Origin of the sequence: Dyadobacter sp. CY347 (assembly GCF_021502655.1) — a bacterium.
In the GTDB taxonomy this organism is placed as follows: domain Bacteria; phylum Bacteroidota; class Bacteroidia; order Cytophagales; family Spirosomataceae; genus Dyadobacter.
Map to the genome: position 1 here is coordinate 968476 of NZ_JAKFFT010000004.1, position 16528 is coordinate 985003.

18 protein-coding genes are annotated in these 16528 nt (G+C 46.1%); 16 read left to right on the plus strand and 2 right to left on the minus strand.

Annotated elements, in window-relative coordinates; genetic code table 11:
• Positions 1-2: 2 nt before the first annotated feature.
• The 10 genes from L0659_RS12160 to L0659_RS12205 all read left to right on the plus strand — a co-directional run bounded on the left by L0659_RS12160 (position 3) and on the right by L0659_RS12205 (position 11941).
• A complete protein-coding gene (locus tag L0659_RS12160; protein ID WP_235126298.1) occupies positions 3-521 on the plus strand; it encodes an RNA polymerase sigma factor in 519 nt (172 codons plus the stop codon).
• A complete protein-coding gene (locus tag L0659_RS12165) occupies positions 505-1278 on the plus strand; it encodes a HEAT repeat domain-containing protein (protein WP_235126299.1) in 774 nt (257 codons plus the stop codon). Before L0659_RS12160 ends, L0659_RS12165 begins: the two co-directional genes overlap by 17 nt.
• Positions 1279-1332: 54 nt before the next feature.
• Positions 1333-2118, plus strand: a complete 786-nt coding sequence (locus L0659_RS12170) for a DUF4097 family beta strand repeat-containing protein (RefSeq protein ID WP_235126300.1) — start codon at positions 1333-1335, stop codon at positions 2116-2118.
• Between the two features lie 20 nt (positions 2119-2138).
• Entirely contained in the window at positions 2139-2840 is a 702-nt protein-coding gene (locus L0659_RS12175) for a DUF4097 domain-containing protein (protein ID WP_235126301.1), read from the plus strand.
• A 226-nt stretch (positions 2841-3066) separates the two neighbouring features.
• Complete coding sequence (locus L0659_RS12180; RefSeq protein WP_235126302.1) at positions 3067-3276, plus strand: hypothetical protein; 210 nt, start codon at positions 3067-3069, stop codon at positions 3274-3276.
• 372 nt (positions 3277-3648) lie between these two features.
• Entirely contained in the window at positions 3649-4959 is a 1311-nt protein-coding gene (locus L0659_RS12185; protein ID WP_235126304.1) for a HAMP domain-containing sensor histidine kinase, read from the plus strand.
• Positions 4960-5037: 78 nt separating this feature from the next.
• Complete coding sequence (locus tag L0659_RS12190; protein WP_235126305.1) at positions 5038-5694, plus strand: response regulator transcription factor; 657 nt, start codon at positions 5038-5040, stop codon at positions 5692-5694.
• 417 nt (positions 5695-6111) lie between these two features.
• Positions 6112-9087 carry a DUF2723 domain-containing protein gene (locus L0659_RS12195; protein WP_235126306.1) on the plus strand — a complete coding sequence of 992 codons (2976 nt, stop codon included), beginning with the start codon at positions 6112-6114 and terminating at the stop codon, positions 9085-9087.
• A 21-nt stretch (positions 9088-9108) separates the two neighbouring features.
• Positions 9109-10806, plus strand: a complete 1698-nt coding sequence (locus L0659_RS12200; protein WP_235126307.1) for an alpha-amylase family protein — start codon at positions 9109-9111, stop codon at positions 10804-10806.
• A 208-nt stretch (positions 10807-11014) separates the two neighbouring features.
• On the plus strand, positions 11015-11941 hold the full coding sequence (locus L0659_RS12205; protein ID WP_235126308.1) for a hypothetical protein: 927 nt from the start codon (positions 11015-11017) through the stop codon (positions 11939-11941).
• Here L0659_RS12205 and L0659_RS12210 read toward each other — a convergent pair.
• Positions 11916-12323, minus strand: coding sequence for a helix-turn-helix domain-containing protein (locus tag L0659_RS12210; RefSeq protein ID WP_235126309.1), 408 nt, complete (start codon positions 12321-12323; stop codon positions 11916-11918). The two genes, L0659_RS12205 and L0659_RS12210, sit on opposite strands and share 26 nt — an antisense overlap.
• A gap of 97 nt (positions 12324-12420) precedes the next feature.
• Here L0659_RS12210 and L0659_RS12215 point away from each other — a divergent pair, with 97 nt between their 5' ends.
• A complete protein-coding gene (locus L0659_RS12215) occupies positions 12421-12789 on the plus strand; it encodes a DoxX family protein (protein WP_235126311.1) in 369 nt (122 codons plus the stop codon).
• Between the two features lie 156 nt (positions 12790-12945).
• Here L0659_RS12215 and L0659_RS12220 read toward each other — a convergent pair whose 3' ends face one another.
• Positions 12946-13722, minus strand: coding sequence for a thioredoxin family protein (locus L0659_RS12220; protein ID WP_235126312.1), 777 nt, complete (start codon positions 13720-13722; stop codon positions 12946-12948).
• A gap of 237 nt (positions 13723-13959) precedes the next feature.
• Between L0659_RS12220 and L0659_RS12225 the strand changes: the two genes are divergently transcribed.
• From L0659_RS12225 to L0659_RS12245, 5 genes are all read left to right on the plus strand, one after another.
• Positions 13960-14571 carry a hypothetical protein gene (locus tag L0659_RS12225; RefSeq protein ID WP_235126314.1) on the plus strand — a complete coding sequence of 204 codons (612 nt, stop codon included), beginning with the start codon at positions 13960-13962 and terminating at the stop codon, positions 14569-14571.
• Positions 14572-14692: 121 nt separating this feature from the next.
• On the plus strand, positions 14693-14887 hold the full coding sequence (locus tag L0659_RS12230; RefSeq protein WP_235126316.1) for a hypothetical protein: 195 nt from the start codon (positions 14693-14695) through the stop codon (positions 14885-14887).
• Between the two features lie 39 nt (positions 14888-14926).
• On the plus strand, positions 14927-15796 hold the full coding sequence (locus L0659_RS12235; protein ID WP_235126317.1) for a ThuA domain-containing protein: 870 nt from the start codon (positions 14927-14929) through the stop codon (positions 15794-15796).
• Between the two features lie 83 nt (positions 15797-15879).
• Entirely contained in the window at positions 15880-16113 is a 234-nt protein-coding gene (locus tag L0659_RS12240) for a type II toxin-antitoxin system Phd/YefM family antitoxin (protein WP_235126318.1), read from the plus strand.
• Positions 16110-16508 carry a type II toxin-antitoxin system VapC family toxin gene (locus tag L0659_RS12245; RefSeq protein ID WP_235126319.1) on the plus strand — a complete coding sequence of 133 codons (399 nt, stop codon included), beginning with the start codon at positions 16110-16112 and terminating at the stop codon, positions 16506-16508. The genes L0659_RS12240 and L0659_RS12245 overlap by 4 nt, the downstream gene beginning before the upstream one ends.
• Positions 16509-16528: the final 20 nt, after the last annotated feature.

A 16528-nucleotide genomic window follows, 5' to 3' on the forward strand; every position in this document is an offset into this window, starting at 1 on the left:
AAATGGATTTACAAGCCTTTAACCAACGCATTCTTCCCGTGCAGGGACGCCTTTTCAGATTGGCGCAAATGTTTCTTCGCAACCGCGAGGAGGCCGAAGATGCGATTCAGGATGTGTTGCTAAGGTTGTGGGCGAACAGGCAGCAGCTGGAAACCTACAACAGTATTGAAGCATTGGCCGTGCAAATGACCAAAAACCTTTGTATGGACAAGCTGAAATCGCATCACAAGCAAAAAATGCAAAACGATGCGGATATATCCAGTGTGCAGGCCGGGGACCTTTCCCCGCACCGGCAGCTGGAAAACAGCGACAGCGCGGCGCTTATCCATAAGCTCATAGGCGAGTTGCCTGACCAACACAAACTGGTGCTGCATTTGCGCGATGTGGAGGAATACACATTTGAGGAGATTGAGCAGGTTACAGGATTGACCAATGCGAACATTCGCACAATCCTTTCGAGGGCGAGGCAGAAGCTTCGGGAGAATTACCTTAAAGCAAACGATTATGAATCAGGATATTGAAAAGTTATTAGAGAAATATTACGAAGGCGAAACGACCATTAAAGAGGAAAAAGAACTCAAATACTTTTTTCAAACCGGCGATGTTCCGGATCATTTGAAAAGCCATGCAGCACAGTTTGGTTATTTTGTGGAGGCCAGGAACGAGCATCCTTCCCTGACATTCGGCAGCGAGTTATTATTATTGCTGGATCCGCCAAAGCAAAGTCCGGTGCGCAGTTTCGGGAGCTGGCTGGTGCGGATTGCGGCTGGACTGGCGCTCTTAATAGTCGGGTTTTTGGGAGGACGCGCATTTCAGGATCGCAACGTGGCAGGTAATCCGTTGATTTCTTCGAAAGAGTCTGTGTCACAGGTTGAAATGAAAAATGTACTGGCTTTTGAAAAAATGAATTCGACCTCGGCCAGCGAGCGCATTCAGGCGGTTAACCAGAGTTACGACCTGGCCAATGTGGATCAGGAAATTACGCAGCTGCTTATTAATACACTCAATTTTGATCCGAATGTCAACGTCAGGCTTGCTGCCTGCCAGGCTTTGCAACGCTTTGATAATGAAGAGAATGTGCCGGAAGCGCTGATGAGGTCCCTGGCCATTCAAACCGATCCTAACATTCAGATCATGATTATCGAAACATTGGTGTCTAACAAAGAAAAGCGGGCGGTTGAGCCTTTCCAGCAACTGGCCAGAAACCAGGAAGTGTTGGAAGTGGTAAGGCTCAAAGCGCAACAGGGAGTTAGTGAGCTGCGTGCTGCCGACGTCTGAAAACGCATTCAAGAGATTACGCTTATTTAATCAATTTATATTTTAATTAAAACCATGAAAAAAATACTTTTAATAAGTATGGGTTGCTTGTTGTGCCTTGCTCAATCGATGGCCCAAACGCACGAATACAAAGCCAAGCTGGCCAATTCGAAAGATAAAAAGGTGACCATTGAAATGGCCGCAAGCCAGGTGAAGATTGAGGGATATGCTGGTGATGAGATTCTGATCCAGGCTTCATCAGGGTTTGAAGCGCCGCCTGAACGCGCAAAGGGCTTGAAACCATTGTATTACGTCGGTGTCGACAACACGGGGATCGGTCTGTCGGTTACTACGGATGCGGGCGGCCTCAAAGTCGAGAAAGTAACGCGTAAGGAGGCAAAATACACGATCCGGTTGCCGAAGCAGGTTTCAGTCCTTTTTCAGGAAGTGAACTGGCAGGGCGGTTCCAAAATTACGATCAGCAATATGGACGGAGATCTTGAAGTCAAGACCAATGTTGCTAATATTCTGATGAACAATGTTACCGGCCCGGTAGTGGCCAATTCGACCAGCGGTGATGTGCAAGTGGTTTTTTCCAACCTGAATCAAAGCAAACCGACGGCGATTTCGTCCATCAGCGGCGAGGTGGATGTGACTTTACCGGCAACTGCCAAATCCACGATGAAGCTGCGTTCCATTAATGGCGAAATGTACACGGATTTTGATCTGGGCACCAGGAACACGAAAGACGGGCTTTCCAAAGTGGGCGGCGGAAGCAACATTGAAGGCACGACGAACGGTGGTGGGGTTGAAATGCAGCTCAACACGATCAGCGGCAACATTTACATCAGAAAAAAATAACCATCCTGGCCATATCAGTTATGAAAAACAGACTATTAATATGCATTCTTGCTCTGCTCGCAGGTCCTTTATCTGCCCAGAAAATCATTGAGAAAAAGCTGCCCTACAAAGACGGGCAATCCGCAAACCTGAACTTGAAATTTGCCGACAGCATTCAGGTTCGATATTGGGACAAACCGGAAGTTTATGTAAAGATCCGCGCCGTGATCAATAATAACAAGCTAAACGACGCACTGCTCGTAACCGACCGCGCTACGGCGGACGAAGTGATTCTGGAGGTCGGGTTTGATGATGTGTTGCTCAAACAAGGGAAGGCGGAAGATTGTCCGGGAAACAACCGCAGTTCCTGGAATGATAAGGACGGAAAAGAGAGGTATTATTTGTGTAAAGAAATTCATTATCAGGTGTTTCTGCCGCGCAATGCTAAACTAAAACTTGAAACCATCGATGGGAACATTGACATTCAGGGCGCAAGCACGACCGTTTATGCGAAAACAATCAGCGGATTTGTGGATATGAGCTGGCCAAAATCCAAGGGCATCAACGTTGCTTTAAAAACAATCACCGGAGAAGTTTATTCCGATTTTGACATTGATTTTAAAGACAAAAAGCAGAAAAACCCGATCGTAGGTTATTTGCTGGAAGGCACACTGAACGGCGGCGGGCCGGAAGTGAAACTTGAATCTATCAGCAATGATGTGTATCTGAGGAGTAAAGAATAGTCTTAAAAGTTTTATTAGCCATGAACCGGTAGGGCTGTGCGCGTTGCGTATAGCCCTCATCGCATATTTCCCCGTTGAGATTACATTACACCCAGAAAAAACGCCATCTCACCCCAAAAATAAAAATGCGAGAAAATGAATAATTATAATTGCATTCAGTTAAGGAAGGAGTTTGCTTATCTCACCTTGATTTAGTCACATTATCATTATTTATTGAAAATCGCACATGAGAACACAAAGTAAGTATTTAGAGGAGATTAACAGGTTGCTTGCAGATTATCTTCGGGAAATTGAGAATTCAGATCTAAAACCTTTATCCGCCCAGGTCTATCAGGTTCAATCAAAGAATTTTGTAAGATGGATCAATGGCGAATTCACGCCAGGGGAAGTGAAGAAATCCAAAAAAGAGGCGCAGGAAAGAGCTGAAAGAAACTAGGCCTGCCGTTCATTAATGAAGTCGCTCCTCTGTTACAACACATTGCAAAAATAAGCGCATTACCTGCTCTCGTTCCTCTAATTGCCTTCTCCCGGTATCTCAACGCCGCATCTAAAACACAAAACACCTTCACGGCAGGACCGGAAGGTGTAAGATATACTCAACGTTTATAACGTATTTCATACGTTCACTCCTAAATCATTCTTTCTGCCAACGCACAAGCCATAACGGTTGAAAGAATATACAAATTTACAATGTGGAAGCAACATTAATTGTAGATAGCTGTGAATTCTCTTGTAGCGATTTCTCTACATCGCTGGTGATTTTTTTTTAGGTAGATTTGGTTTTTTGGGAGTACAGTATTGAACGTACATGAATTTATCTTTTATTGATTGGCCCGTTCAAAAACAGTTGGCTGAGGAATCAAACGCCCTCAACATCGCGCGTATCAAGGTGCTATCATTAACTCTTCATCTGAGACTGATCACCACCGTCATGTTGCTTGTGTTTTATATTCTTGAAGATCATGCTTTCCAAACCAAACGGATCGGATTGTTGCTCGTGGTGGTGATCCTGTACTACATTGCCCTGCGTTTGGGGCTGAACTGGAAAAAGGCCATACACATAGCCATATTGATTTTTCTGGCCATAATCTGGTCTAATCTCGTCTTTTATAAGGAAGGTTTTCACGTCGTGACGCTTCAGTATGTCGTGATCATCAGCATTTATGCATTCTATGGACTGGGAAACAAGTGGGGGCTTTTCTATTCGATGGTCGCTATTTTGCCCTTCTTCGTTTACATGTATCTCGAACATCAGCTCGGGGCAGCCATTCCCTGGGGACCGGTAGGCGTGAGCAGAATAACGGTCGCGATCCTGCTTTTACATAATTTCTTCTTCCTCTTTCTGATAAACTATTACTTTTTCAACTCCTTTTACGCAACAATTTCGGCACTCGATGCGCGCACAACGGAGCTTACTTCAAGTCTTGCTTTTCAGGAAGAGTCGCAGCGTAAGCTGGAATCGGAGTTCAGTCACCAGAAACTATTGCTGGCCAGTATTTCCCATGATATTAAAAGCCCGCTGCGTTTCTTAATGGCAACAACAGGTCGTCTGGCCAAAAGCAATCCCGACCTGCCAACGATCCGGGCCATCAGCCAGTCGAGTTACCGGCTGTATCATTTTATGAAAAACCTGCTGGAATACACACAGTTCCGTTACAGAAACACCCGGGTGACATTCAACTATCTGGATGTGCATGAGCTGGTTGATCAAAAGTTTGCGATTTTTATGGCGGAGGCTGAAAGCAGCGGCAATACATTTCTCAACACAGTTTCCCAGGGGGTGATCCTCAGAAACAATGTACAACTGCTGAGCATTGTGCTTCATAACCTGATTGATAATGCGAATAAGGTGACGACCAAGGGAATAATTGAAGTGACCCATATCGATTACCGCGACGCGCTTCACCTGGTCATCAGGGACACAGGCCCCGGAATGGATCCGGCGATCATACGCTGGCTCAACAGCGACGCGAAAGTTCCGGGCGCTGAACTGGATCCGGAAAGCTTTGGAATGGGACTCGTTATAGTCAAAGAAGTAAGCGCATTGATCAACGCACGGCTGATGGCGGAACGCAACAAAATACAAGGCACTTCGATTCATATCATTTTTCAAAAATGACTTTATTGTAGTCCAACTTCTACGTATTTTTCCTCGATATTAAATTACTTTTAGAGGAAATAAGAAATAACAGCGTTGATGAAAACGATTTTATTGGTAGAAGACCATTCAATAGTGCGGATGGGGGTAAAGTTGGTGATTGAAGACGTTATACCGGGTGTGGTTATTATTGAAGCAGCAACATTTAATGAAACCCTTAAATTGCTGCATACCAGGAATTTTGACCTGGTCATATTAGACATTCGGATTCCCGGCGGTGAGGCATTTAATATGATCCCCCGCATTAGATCCGTGCAGGAAAACGTTAAAATCCTTGTTTTTTCTTCACAGGAGGAAGAGTTGTACGCGCTGCATTATGTGAAGGCGGGCGCAAATGGCTTTTTACCAAAAGACACAAGCAATGAAGAACTGGAACGGGCCGTCACGTGTGTTCTTGGCGGCGGAACTTATATCAGTAATCAGGTGCAGCAGCAACTGGTTAACAACACATTATTAGAAAGAGAGAGCCGCGAAAGCCCATTGAAAATTCTCTCGAACCGCGAACTGGAAATCATGGACATGCTTCTCACCGGCAAGTGGACCAAAGACATCGCCATTGAACTGAACATTAAGGAGAGCACAGTGAGCACCTACAAGGCCCGGATCTTCGAAAAACTGGAAGTAAGCAATGTTCTCGAGTTGTTCAAAAAGGTCGAAATCTACAAAAAACCCAACTCAGGCTTTCATCATTCCTAATTTGTCGAAGATTCGCCACGTGGCGTCAATACATTCGCACGGTCCGTTTTTGAGTAGCTTAATTGCACTAATTCAACAATAATTATATTTACAAAAAGATGGCTTCTCCGGCCATCGGGTAACCCAGTCAGAATTATTGTAAGAAGAAGATGGCAAGAATTGTACAGTTTCAAATACACTCCGGGGCGCTGTCCTTCATCGGAGCCCTAGTTTTCACCATCATCGCAGGTTCGCTGCTATGGTTTTCCTTGATCTACGCGCTTTATCAGATTTTGACAAAATAGCACAGCTGGTGTTATGTTAAATTAAGTTAAATAGTTGATTCTGAGTGGTTCAGTTAACTTTTTTTAAGAGTTGGCCGAATCCTGCTTCAAGCCGCTTTCGATAGCTTTGGGCACAGAAAAAACTTAACTTAGCATGACACCTTTTAAAAAATGGAACAACATTACCGGCTGGGCAGTCTTCTCGACTGCATTCCTGACCTATGTGCTTACCATGGAGCAAACGGCCAGTTTTTGGGATTGCGGTGAATTTATCGCAGCGGCTTTTAAATTACAGGTGCCCCATCCGCCGGGAGCACCTTTTTTTCTGCTCATAGGCAGGCTCTTCTCATTATTAGCACTCGGCGATGTGACGCGGGTAGCGTACTGGGTAAACATGGTTTCTGTGCTCAGCAGCGCATTTACAATCCTGTTTCTGTTCTGGACCATTACCATGCTGGTCCGCAAGTCCATTGGCAAAACAGCGGAAGAGCTTACCAAACCAGAGGCCATGCTGGTCATTTTTTCAGGTCTAACAGGCGCTCTTGCTTATGCCTGGTCAGATTCCTTCTGGTTTTCGGCAGCAGAGGCGGAGGTTTATGGCATGTCCTCGTTTTTTACGGCCATCGTCATCTGGGCAGTTTTCAAATGGGAGCAAACGAAGGACCCATCCACAGCAAACCGCTGGCTCATCCTGATCGCCTATCTCATCGGCATTTCCATCGGGGTGCATTTGCTCAATCTGGTTACCATTCCGGCCTTAGCTTTGGTGTATTATTTCAAACAATTCCCAAAACCGAACCTAATGGGCCGTATTCTGGCATTCTGCGGTGGATTGGTCGTTTTGGTGATCATTAATTCCGGCATTATTCCTGGCTTGCCGGATGTAGCGGGCAAGTTTGAGATCTTCTTTGTGAATACGCTGGGGTTGCCTTTTAACTCGGGGATTATCTTTTTTGTGGTGCTGTTCCTGGCAACATTAGGCTGGTCGATCCGCTATGCACATATGAGGGGGAAAGTGTTGCTGAACACTGCATTGCTATCATTGGTTTTCGTGCTGATTGGCTATTCATCCTACATTATGGTGCTGGTGCGGTCAGAATTTAACCCGCCTATCAATGAAAATAATCCAAGTGACGTTTTGCGGTTTGTGTCTTATTTAAAAAGGGAGCAATATGAGAGCAGGCCGCTGTTATGGGGGCCGTCATTTACTTCCAAACCCATCAGCCAGGAACGAGGCGCGCCGGTTTATCGCAAGAAGGACGGAAAATATGTCATCATCGATTACCGGCCGGTTTACGGATATGAGCCGGGCAGCAATGTTCTGTTTCCAAGAATGTACAGCGCACAGCCGGGCCATCCGCAACTTTACCAGCAAATGACGGGGCTGGCGGAAGGGCAGCAGCCGACCATGAAGCACAACCTTAATTACATGTTCTCCCACCAGCTCGGGCATATGTACTGGCGTTATTTTCTTTGGAATTTTGTAGGCAGGGAAAGCGATCAGGAAGGAGCGGGGACAGTGATGCCCTGGCAGGTTGCCAGCAAATTTCCTTCATCCATTGCAACAAACAGGGGCCATAACAACTTTTTTATGCTGCCGCTTCTGCTCGGCATTGCAGGCCTGGTTTGGATGTACGGAAAGCGCCGGAATGAGCTGCTGGTGCTGGGCCTGCTGTTTGTTTTGACGGGGGTAGGGCTCGTCATTTATCTCAATTCCCCACCCACCGAACCGCGGGAGCGCGATTACATTTATGTGGGTTCCTTTTACATTTTCTGCATCTGGATCGGGTTTGGCGTGATGGCTATTGCTGATTTCCTGCCAAAATTGATAAAGATGTCTAAGCTGCGAACCGCATTGGCCGTGTGTGCCAGCCTATCCGTGCCTGTGATCATGCTGGCCAGGGGCTGGGATAACCACGACCGCAGCAACCGCTATCATTCTGTGGATTTTGCCAGAAATCTGCTCAATTCCTGTGCACCAAATGCAATTCTTTTCACAGGAGGCGATAATGATACATTTCCGCTGTGGTATTTGCAGGAAGTGGAGGGCGTTCGCACGGACGTGCGCGTTTGCGTACAAACCTTCCTGGGCATTGACTGGTACATTGAGCAGCTGAAACGAAAAACAAACCTTTCGGATGCCCTGCCGCTTTCCCTGGACATGGACGATTATGCAATAGGGAAAAATGAATACGTGCCGTTTTATGAAATCCCGGCAGTTAAGAATGGCATTAACCTGAAAGAATATCTTGACCTGATCAATCAGGAAAACAAGGCCATACAGGTTCCGCTCACCAGCGGTGATATGACCTCAATTTTGCCATCTTCCACACTTTTTTTACCCGTCGATGCGCACAAGATCAGATCTATGAATATTGTTAAAAATGATTTGCTGCCTATGCTCACCGACTCCATGAGCTGGAACATTGGCACTAAGGATCTTTACAAAAGTGACCTCGTTATGCTGGACATTATCGCCACCAATAACTGGAAGCGCCCTGTATATTTTTCCTCAACGATGGGTGCCACGCATAACCTGGGCTTACAGGAATATTTGCAGCTCGAAGGTTACACGTACCGATTGTTACCTGTCCGCGTTCAGGGTGCTTCGGATGGTTATGTCAATTCCGAAATCATGTACGACAACATGATGAACAAAATGCAATGGCGGTCGCTGAACAATCCCAAAGTATATCATGATGACACCTATCGCGGCTCGCCCGTCGCTACGGCGCGGATCTCGTTCCTGCGGCTTGCAGGCCAGCTAATTGCGGAAAATGACTTGCAAAAGGCGAAGCAAGTGGTAAATACGGCCATGACGGTAATGCCGGACGACACGATCCCGTTTGATCAGTTTTCAGTGGGTTTTGTAGGGATGCTTTTTGATGTGGGTGAGAATAAAAAAGCGCTGGATTCGGCACGGATCATGGCACTTCGATCGGACGAAAATCTAACTTGGGCGAAGGAAAACGGCGGTATCAGGAACCGGGAGGTAAATGTGGATCTGTATATGCTGCAAACCATTGCTCAGGAATGCAAGCGTGCGAAACAAGATGCCGAAGCGAAAAAGTATGAGGCGATTTTCAGGAAGCATTTACTTGCATTCAATATGTATAGCGGAGGCAATTAGTGTGTAGGTTTAATGTAAAAAATGCCATGGGACGCAGGTTTCATGGCATTGCTTTTTTACGATTTTAGCAAATCAACAAACCTCAAACCTATGCTCGAAGACCTTTGGTATAAAAACGCGGTGATTTACAGCCTCGATCTCGAAACATTCATGGATGCAAACAGCGATGGAACGGGCGACTTTGAGGGACTTTGCAACCGGCTTGATTATCTGCATGCACTGGGCCTGGACACCATTTGGCTGGCTCCTTTTCAACCCACACCCAACCGCGATAATGGTTACGATATCAGCGATTTTTATGGTGTCGATCCGCGCCATGGGTCCAGCGGTGATTTTGTGAGCTTCATTCATAAAGCCCGGAAACTCGGTATAAAAGTCATTATTGATCTCGTTGTAAACCACACTTCCGACGAGCACCGGTGGTTTAAGGAAGCAAGATCTTCAAAGGACAATCCAAAAAAAGACTGGTATGTATGGTCTGCAAAAAGGCCGGCAGACTGGAACAAGGGAATGGTTTTTCCGGGCGTGCAAAAAGCCACCTGGACAAAGGATAAGGAATCAAAAGAATATTATTTTCACCGTTTCTACGAATTCCAGCCTGACCTGAACACGGATAATCCTGAGGTTAGGGACGAAATAAACAAGATCATGGGTTACTGGCTTGAACTCGGGATCGCAGGATTCCGGGTGGATGCCGTGCCGTTTATTCTGGAATCAAGCACTTCTAAAAAGACCGGAGAGCCTGAGCTGCACTTCGAATATCTGAAAGAAATGCGCAAATTTCTGCAATGGCGGAAAGGCGACGCGGTACTGTTGGGCGAGGCCAATGTGTTGCCAAATGAGAGCAAAAAGTATTTCGGAGAAGACGGTGACGGCATTCATTTAATGTTTAATTTTTTTGTAAATCAATATACATTTTATGCCCTCGCCACCGCCGATACCCGGCCGCTGATCAAGGCGCTGGAAGCCACACGCGACATTCCGGGCACCAGCCAGTGGGCGCATTTCCTCCGTAACCACGACGAGCTGGACCTGGGCAGGCTGACCGAGGAAGAACGGCAAACCGTTTTCGAGAGATTCGGTCCCGAAAAGCATATGCAGCTTTATGAGCGCGGGATCCGGCGCAGGCTTTCGCCGATGCTGGGCAGCAGGCAGCAAACCGAACTGGCTTATAGTCTCATGTTTTCATTGCCCGGAACGCCGGTAATCCGTTACGGCGACGAAATCGGAATGGGTGACAACCTTGAACTTGAAGAACGCGATGCCGTCAGGACGCCGATGCAATGGACTGGTGAAAAACAAGGCGGTTTTTCAAAAGCCGAAACATTAATCCATCCGGTTGTTGACGAGGGCTATTATGCCTACGACCACGTAAATGTCGAGGATCAGCGGCGCGAACCGGGTTCCTTGCTGAATTGGATGACCTCCCTGATCCGGATGCGAAAAGAGTGTCCCGAGATCGGTTACGGCAACTGGGAGATTATGGATACCGGCCAGCACCAGATCCTGGGCATGCGTTACACCTGGAAGAACAGGATCCTGCTTATCTGGCATAATTTCGAGGAAAAATCGTTGGAACTGGTCGTTCCTGAAAAGACGGCAGGAGCCAGGCGCATCGCCGATCTGATGAGCAACATTGAAAGTGTTACAGATGAAAAAGGCCGGCATACCATTACACTGGAAGCTTACGGTTACCGCTGGTTTCGCGCAGTTCCATGATATAAGGGCTGCCTTTTGATAAAATTCCGGTTAATTCAGAATTGAAGTAAAGCTTCACACCAGGTTAACATTCAAACACTTAGAATTGCAAACTGATGCGTTGTCAGTTGCATTCCGTTAATTTTTGCGGCTGACAACGCATCGACCTTGCGTTTGAAACATTATATTGCGCCAAATAAAGCAACTCAACGGTTTTAATTCAGTACACATGCTTTTAAGACAGACTCTCATCGTTCGGGTGTGTTTCCTATGGATGGCCTGTATCGCCGCGCAAACGGCCTTTGCACAGAACACGCTTGAATTGGTTCAGGATGGTGTAAATAACAGTTACCGTCCGCCCGTTCCCAAAGGGCCAACCTCCATTCCCCAAACGCTTTCGTTTTTTGTGAACAATAATGGCAGCAAAGACGAAGGCATCTATTTTCAAAAGCCCCAATCCGAACTTTCGGTGACATTCAGTTTCGATGACCAGCCTTACATTACGGTTCCCCAGCATGTTACGGGCATGACATTCGGGGCCGCGTCAGGCGCCAGCGCCACGCAGGTAAGGTCAGTTCCGGTGGTGAACAACAATTACTATTTTGAAGATTCTACGCGGACGCTTTTCACCGCACACCCAAAAGGAGAGGCAGGGCGTGGGGTTAGTTTATATAATAATGTAGGCGTTCAGGTTTTTTTGTCGGCAAAGCCATTACAGGCTGTGAATGCTTCTACTTCGGATACAAGCCGTTATTATTACGGTAAATTGCGTTTGCAGTTCAACAGGCCGGTGAATAATCCGGTGATCTCCGTGGTGGGCTTGGGGGCTACGACCAATTTTGCCAACAAACGTCTGGGCTTTACCACAGAACTGGAACTGCAAACACCCGGCAGAACATTGGTCAAACTCTCAGGAACTAAGGAACTGGTCCTGGACGATTCCAAAACAAAAATATTGCACACCAAATCCGCCGTAACCGGCTTTTGCGGCAGTGGCGCGGCCTGCGGAAGCTTATTAGTAACCGGCTCGAATGTTACCAGCCTTGTTTTCAGTGTTTATCTCCGCCCTGATGGCGGTCCCGGGGTTTGGGGAACGCCGAAAGTGACGAATTCAGGCGATATGTGGCACATTACAGTATCGCTTCCTGAGCAATAGGTTTCGCAATCTGCGTATCGTCCTGCCGTATTTTCACCCTGTGCATTTCGCCCCATTCCACAAGTGCGCCCATGACGCTATCCAGGGTCCGGCTATATGGGGTGAGCTTGTACTCTACAACAACGGGAATATCTGTAAACACGGTTCTGGTTAAAAAGCCGTTGATTTCCAATTCTTTAAGTTCATTCGAAAGCACACGCGGCGAAATGCCCGGAAGCATGCGCTGTAATTCATTAAATCTTGTTCCCCCTTCGGTTAGCGCGACAATGATCCGCAACCGCCACTTTCCGCCTATCACATAAAGTGCGTCGCCGATTGCTCCCAATTTACTGTTGCATTCCGCCACGGAGTGCGGTCCTGAATGTCCGTTTATACGTTCCATATTGAATTTCGCTAACCGAAAGGATACTGCTAACCTTTTGTATACTACTATATTTTCGTAAGTAAAGGTAACTATTTTTGCTGGAAATGAAATCAACATGAAAGCAAAGAAAATTATCACCATTGGCGTTACCGTGGTCTCCAGCGCGCTTGTTGTGCTAAGCGGCATTATGAAATTATCCCGCAGCGAGGAAATTGTCAGTTCATTGTCAAAAGTTGGAGTAGGGGACTATCTCGTTCCGCTCGCACTGATGGAAATTGGCTTTACAGCATTGTTTATTTACCCTAAAACGATGAAGATCGGGTTCATTCTGCTGTCCTGTTATTTTGCGGGAGCCCTGGCTACGGAACTGTCGCACGGCACACCATTCAATGCATTGCTACCGATGATCTTGATCTGGATTGCCGCATTCCTGCGCGATAGCAGCATTTTCCTGCCAGATACAACCGCTGAAAAGATTGCCTGATTAAGGTAGCGCGAAAGCTATGATAGAACCGGAAGTATCCAGGCCTGGATACTTCCGGTTCTATCATGGCTTTCAGGAAAAGCGCCAATTGGAATTTAGTTGATGAACATTAGTAATATTGATTTGGCCAAGGGGCGCGTAACAGGTTCTTACATGTTAATGACAGCACGAATTGTTGTCTTTTTTGAAATCATCGTATTTATCGTGGTGCCGCATCCAGTCCATGGCGCCATCTTCGTTTCTGCCTTTTGGGGTGAGGTCCAGGAAATTATGTGCGCCTACGAGCATGTCGCCTCCGCGTGCATAACTTGAATAAGTGTGATAAATATTGCCCGCTTTATCCTTAAAAAACACACTTGTTCCAGGAGATTCCGTTCCGTCGTCGTGTTTTAAATTTTCGTAGTTGTAATAAATCGTCCCTTTGTCAAGCTGCTCCTGGGTGAAAGAAACAAAGTAATCATAGTTGAAATCGCTTCCAAAAGACGAAACCCACTCGAATTTCCATTCCATCCGCTGCTTAAATGGCAATAATTCCTGTAATGGTGCCCGGGAAACGACCACCACTGAAATGTCGTGATGCGCAAGGTGCAGGTTGGCGCCATCGATATGATCGGCCAGGAATGAGCAGCCGGGACAGCCTTCCTTATCCCCCGGTGCAAACATGAAATGATAAATGATAAGCTGACTTTTACCATCGAAAAGGTCGGATAATGTCCTCCTCCCGTGCTCGCTTTCAAAAGTGTAATCTTTATTCACCTTCACCCAGGGAAGCTTGCGGCGCTGACGGGCCAGTTCGTCATTAAGCCTAGTGAGCTCTTTTTCTTTTTTAAGAAGGTCTTTGCGTGCCTCTATCCATTCTTCCTGCGACACAATGTTATGGTTGTCAACGCTTTCTGTTTCGAGAGCAGCTGCCAGATCAGTTTGTTTTTCCATGTTGATAAATTTGTTGTTTACAAACTTCCTCAATAATTGATAAAGATAGGGTGTGTAAAAACGTCGAATCCGGGGGGCGTTTGGGACAGAGGAACATATAAGGTGATCCAATGAGCCTCGTTTCCAGCTGGTTTTAAAAAAAATTGCTTGGCAATGTGCCGCTTTGGTACGATTCTTTTTACTTAATCTTCGTAATATCATATGACAATTAAAATTCATCACTAAAAACCAAATGTTATGAAAGCTATAAAGTTAAACATACTAGCAATCGCATTATTAGGATCAACCGCAGTGTTTGCCCAAACTTCGACGCCATCAAGCAGTTCACCGTCAAGCAGCACTCCATCAAGTACAACGCAGCCGTCGACTACGCCGGGCAGCTCATCAACACAACCTAGAACAGTTCCTGGAAGCACGGTGCAGCCATCAACTTTACCGGGATCGAGCCAGCCGGGTTCAACGACACAGCCGCGCTCAACAACGCAGCCAGGTTCGACGACGACTACACAGCCATCGACTACAACCCCAAGTTCTACAACAAGGCCAGCATCAGTTCCACCAGGAACTGTGCCTGACAGAACTACGCAGCCATCGAGCACTGTGCCGGGTTCATCAACAACTCAGCCATCTTCAACTATTCCAGGAAGCACAACGCAACCATCATCCAACACAACGCCTAACAGCAATGTGCCAGCGTCGAGCATTCCTAACAATACGACACAACCTTCAACTGTTCCGCAGGGTACAACTATCCCATCATCAACAGTGCCGGGAAGTACTACCACGCCATCATCGTCATCAACAGTTCCAGGTAGCAGCACTTCAAGACCAGCAACTCCTCAGAAATAATAGCTGAGAATATGTATAGGTTTTGAAATAAAAAACAGCCCGCCAATCGGTGGGCTGTTTTTTTGTACGGCAATCTTGCTGGTACGGGAATTTACACGCATCATTAAAAACATAGAACATTATGCCAAATATCAAAAATTTAGATCCTTCGGGAGCTGTAAAGTCAGGAGTGAAGTTGTCTGTATCCAACGCGTCGTCTGAGAATGAAGCTATTCTCGCTGCTGAAAATTATCTACGTGTAAATAAGGGCGAAGGCCTCGAAATGTCGTTACCTGAAAAAGGGGATGACGGGAATTATACGATTACATTGAAGTGATTTTTTACCAGTTCAATTCATAACCGACCATAGACGAGGATGAAGCGGATACTAAATTTCACACTTTTACTGGCTTTTTTGAGCGGTAATGTCTTTGCTCAAAAAATTGTATTCATCGCCGGGCCCGACAGCCATGGAAAAGGCGAGCATGAACATCACGGCGGAAGTACGTTGCTTTTGAAATCAATCAGGGAAGGTTTGCCCGGGGCAAATGCGGTCTTGGTGCAGAATGGCTGGCCAAAAGACAGTTCTGTTTTGAATGATGCCGATGCGATTGTGATTTATGCGGACGGCGGGGGAGATCATTTGCTGATGCCACATTTGGGCGAAATGGACCGGTTGGCTAAAAAAGGGGTCGGGCTGGTGATGCTGCATTTCTCGCTGGAAGTGCCGGAAGGAAAAGTGGGAAATTATTTTAAAGACTGGATAGGAGGGTATTTTGAGATAAATTGGTCTGTAAACCCGGTTTGGGAAGCTGCTTTTTCCCGTTTTCCCGATCATCCGATTGCAAATGGCGTGAAGCCGTTTTCCATTACCGACGAGTGGTATTATCACATGCGCTTTGCGGACGGAATGAAAAACATCACACCTATTTTACAAGCATTACCGCCGGAATCTACATTGAAAGGAAAAGACGGAACGCATTCAAACAATCCGGCTGTACGCGAAGCAGTACTGACAAAAAAAGAACTTCAACCCGTTGCCTGGGCATTGGAAAGGCCGGATGGCGGTCGGGGATTTGGATTCTCCGGCGGACATATGCACAAAAATTGGGGCAACGATAATTTCCGAAAAATAGTCCTGAATGCCATCGCCTGGACTGCCAAAGCCCAAATCCCAAAAGAAGGAATCCCCTCAACAACACCTACCGAAGCGGAGTTGAATGCTTTGACGAAGAAGGTGGAATAGGTTATATTTACCCATAATATATTCATTCTCCTCAACTTGACAACTTGACAAAATAGATTTATATTTGATTAAAAAGATCAATTATGAAGACCATGACTGTCGGAGAATTTAAAACCCATTTCTCTCAGGTTTTAAAAGATGTCGAGAAGGGCGAAAAGATTGGGATTACTTTTGGAAGAAAGAAGGAAGTGAAGGCCTTTCTCGTTCCAAATGATGTACATAGAGAGCCAAGGAAGTTAGGAATTCTCCAGGGCAAAGGAGAATTTTTTATGAGCGATGACTTCCAAACAACCACGGACGACGAATTTGGAATATGACTTATCTATTAGATACACACATCTTACTTTGGGCATTTTTTGAAACTGAGAAGCTAACTGATCGCGTCAGGGAAATTGTATCCAGGACTGATAACAAAATATTGGTAAGCTCGGTAAGCTTTTGGGAAATATCTATCAAAGTGAATACGGGGAAACTTCGAATAGGCGACACGAGTCCCTCATTGATGCCTGAAATATGCGAAAGGGCCGGATTCGATATTTTAAATTTGAATGCCAAGGAAACCAGCAGTTTTCATCAACTTATTGCATCCTACCACAAAGACCCATTCGATAGGATGCTGATTTGGCAAGCACTTTGTCATAAATATACGCTGATCAGTGATGATGAGAACATTCGGAAATATGCTTTGGATGGCTTGAAGATCATTTGGTAGCTTGTCTTGATTTTGCGGAA

Coding starts and splice junctions, on each gene's coding strand:
- L0659_RS12230 (WP_235126316.1), top strand. CDS start 14,693: ATGCCAAATATCAAAAATTTAGATCCTTCGGGAGCTGTAAAGTCAGGA.
- L0659_RS12240 (WP_235126318.1), top strand. CDS start 15,880: ATGAAGACCATGACTGTCGGAGAATTTAAAACCCATTTCTCTCAGGTT.
- L0659_RS12160 (WP_235126298.1), top strand. CDS start 3: ATGGATTTACAAGCCTTTAACCAACGCATTCTTCCCGTGCAGGGACGC.
- L0659_RS12185 (WP_235126304.1), top strand. CDS start 3,649: ATGAATTTATCTTTTATTGATTGGCCCGTTCAAAAACAGTTGGCTGAG.
- L0659_RS12220 (WP_235126312.1), bottom strand. CDS start 13,722: ATGGAAAAACAAACTGATCTGGCAGCTGCTCTCGAAACAGAAAGCGTT.
- L0659_RS12245 (WP_235126319.1), top strand. CDS start 16,110: ATGACTTATCTATTAGATACACACATCTTACTTTGGGCATTTTTTGAA.
- L0659_RS12205 (WP_235126308.1), top strand. CDS start 11,015: ATGCTTTTAAGACAGACTCTCATCGTTCGGGTGTGTTTCCTATGGATG.
- L0659_RS12180 (WP_235126302.1), top strand. CDS start 3,067: ATGAGAACACAAAGTAAGTATTTAGAGGAGATTAACAGGTTGCTTGCA.
- L0659_RS12215 (WP_235126311.1), top strand. CDS start 12,421: ATGAAAGCAAAGAAAATTATCACCATTGGCGTTACCGTGGTCTCCAGC.
- L0659_RS12225 (WP_235126314.1), top strand. CDS start 13,960: ATGAAAGCTATAAAGTTAAACATACTAGCAATCGCATTATTAGGATCA.
- L0659_RS12200 (WP_235126307.1), top strand. CDS start 9,109: ATGCCATGGGACGCAGGTTTCATGGCATTGCTTTTTTACGATTTTAGC.
- L0659_RS12165 (WP_235126299.1), top strand. CDS start 505: ATGAATCAGGATATTGAAAAGTTATTAGAGAAATATTACGAAGGCGAA.
- L0659_RS12210 (WP_235126309.1), bottom strand. CDS start 12,323: ATGGAACGTATAAACGGACATTCAGGACCGCACTCCGTGGCGGAATGC.
- L0659_RS12190 (WP_235126305.1), top strand. CDS start 5,038: ATGAAAACGATTTTATTGGTAGAAGACCATTCAATAGTGCGGATGGGG.
- L0659_RS12175 (WP_235126301.1), top strand. CDS start 2,139: ATGAAAAACAGACTATTAATATGCATTCTTGCTCTGCTCGCAGGTCCT.
- L0659_RS12170 (WP_235126300.1), top strand. CDS start 1,333: ATGAAAAAAATACTTTTAATAAGTATGGGTTGCTTGTTGTGCCTTGCT.
- L0659_RS12235 (WP_235126317.1), top strand. CDS start 14,927: ATGAAGCGGATACTAAATTTCACACTTTTACTGGCTTTTTTGAGCGGT.
- L0659_RS12195 (WP_235126306.1), top strand. CDS start 6,112: ATGACACCTTTTAAAAAATGGAACAACATTACCGGCTGGGCAGTCTTC.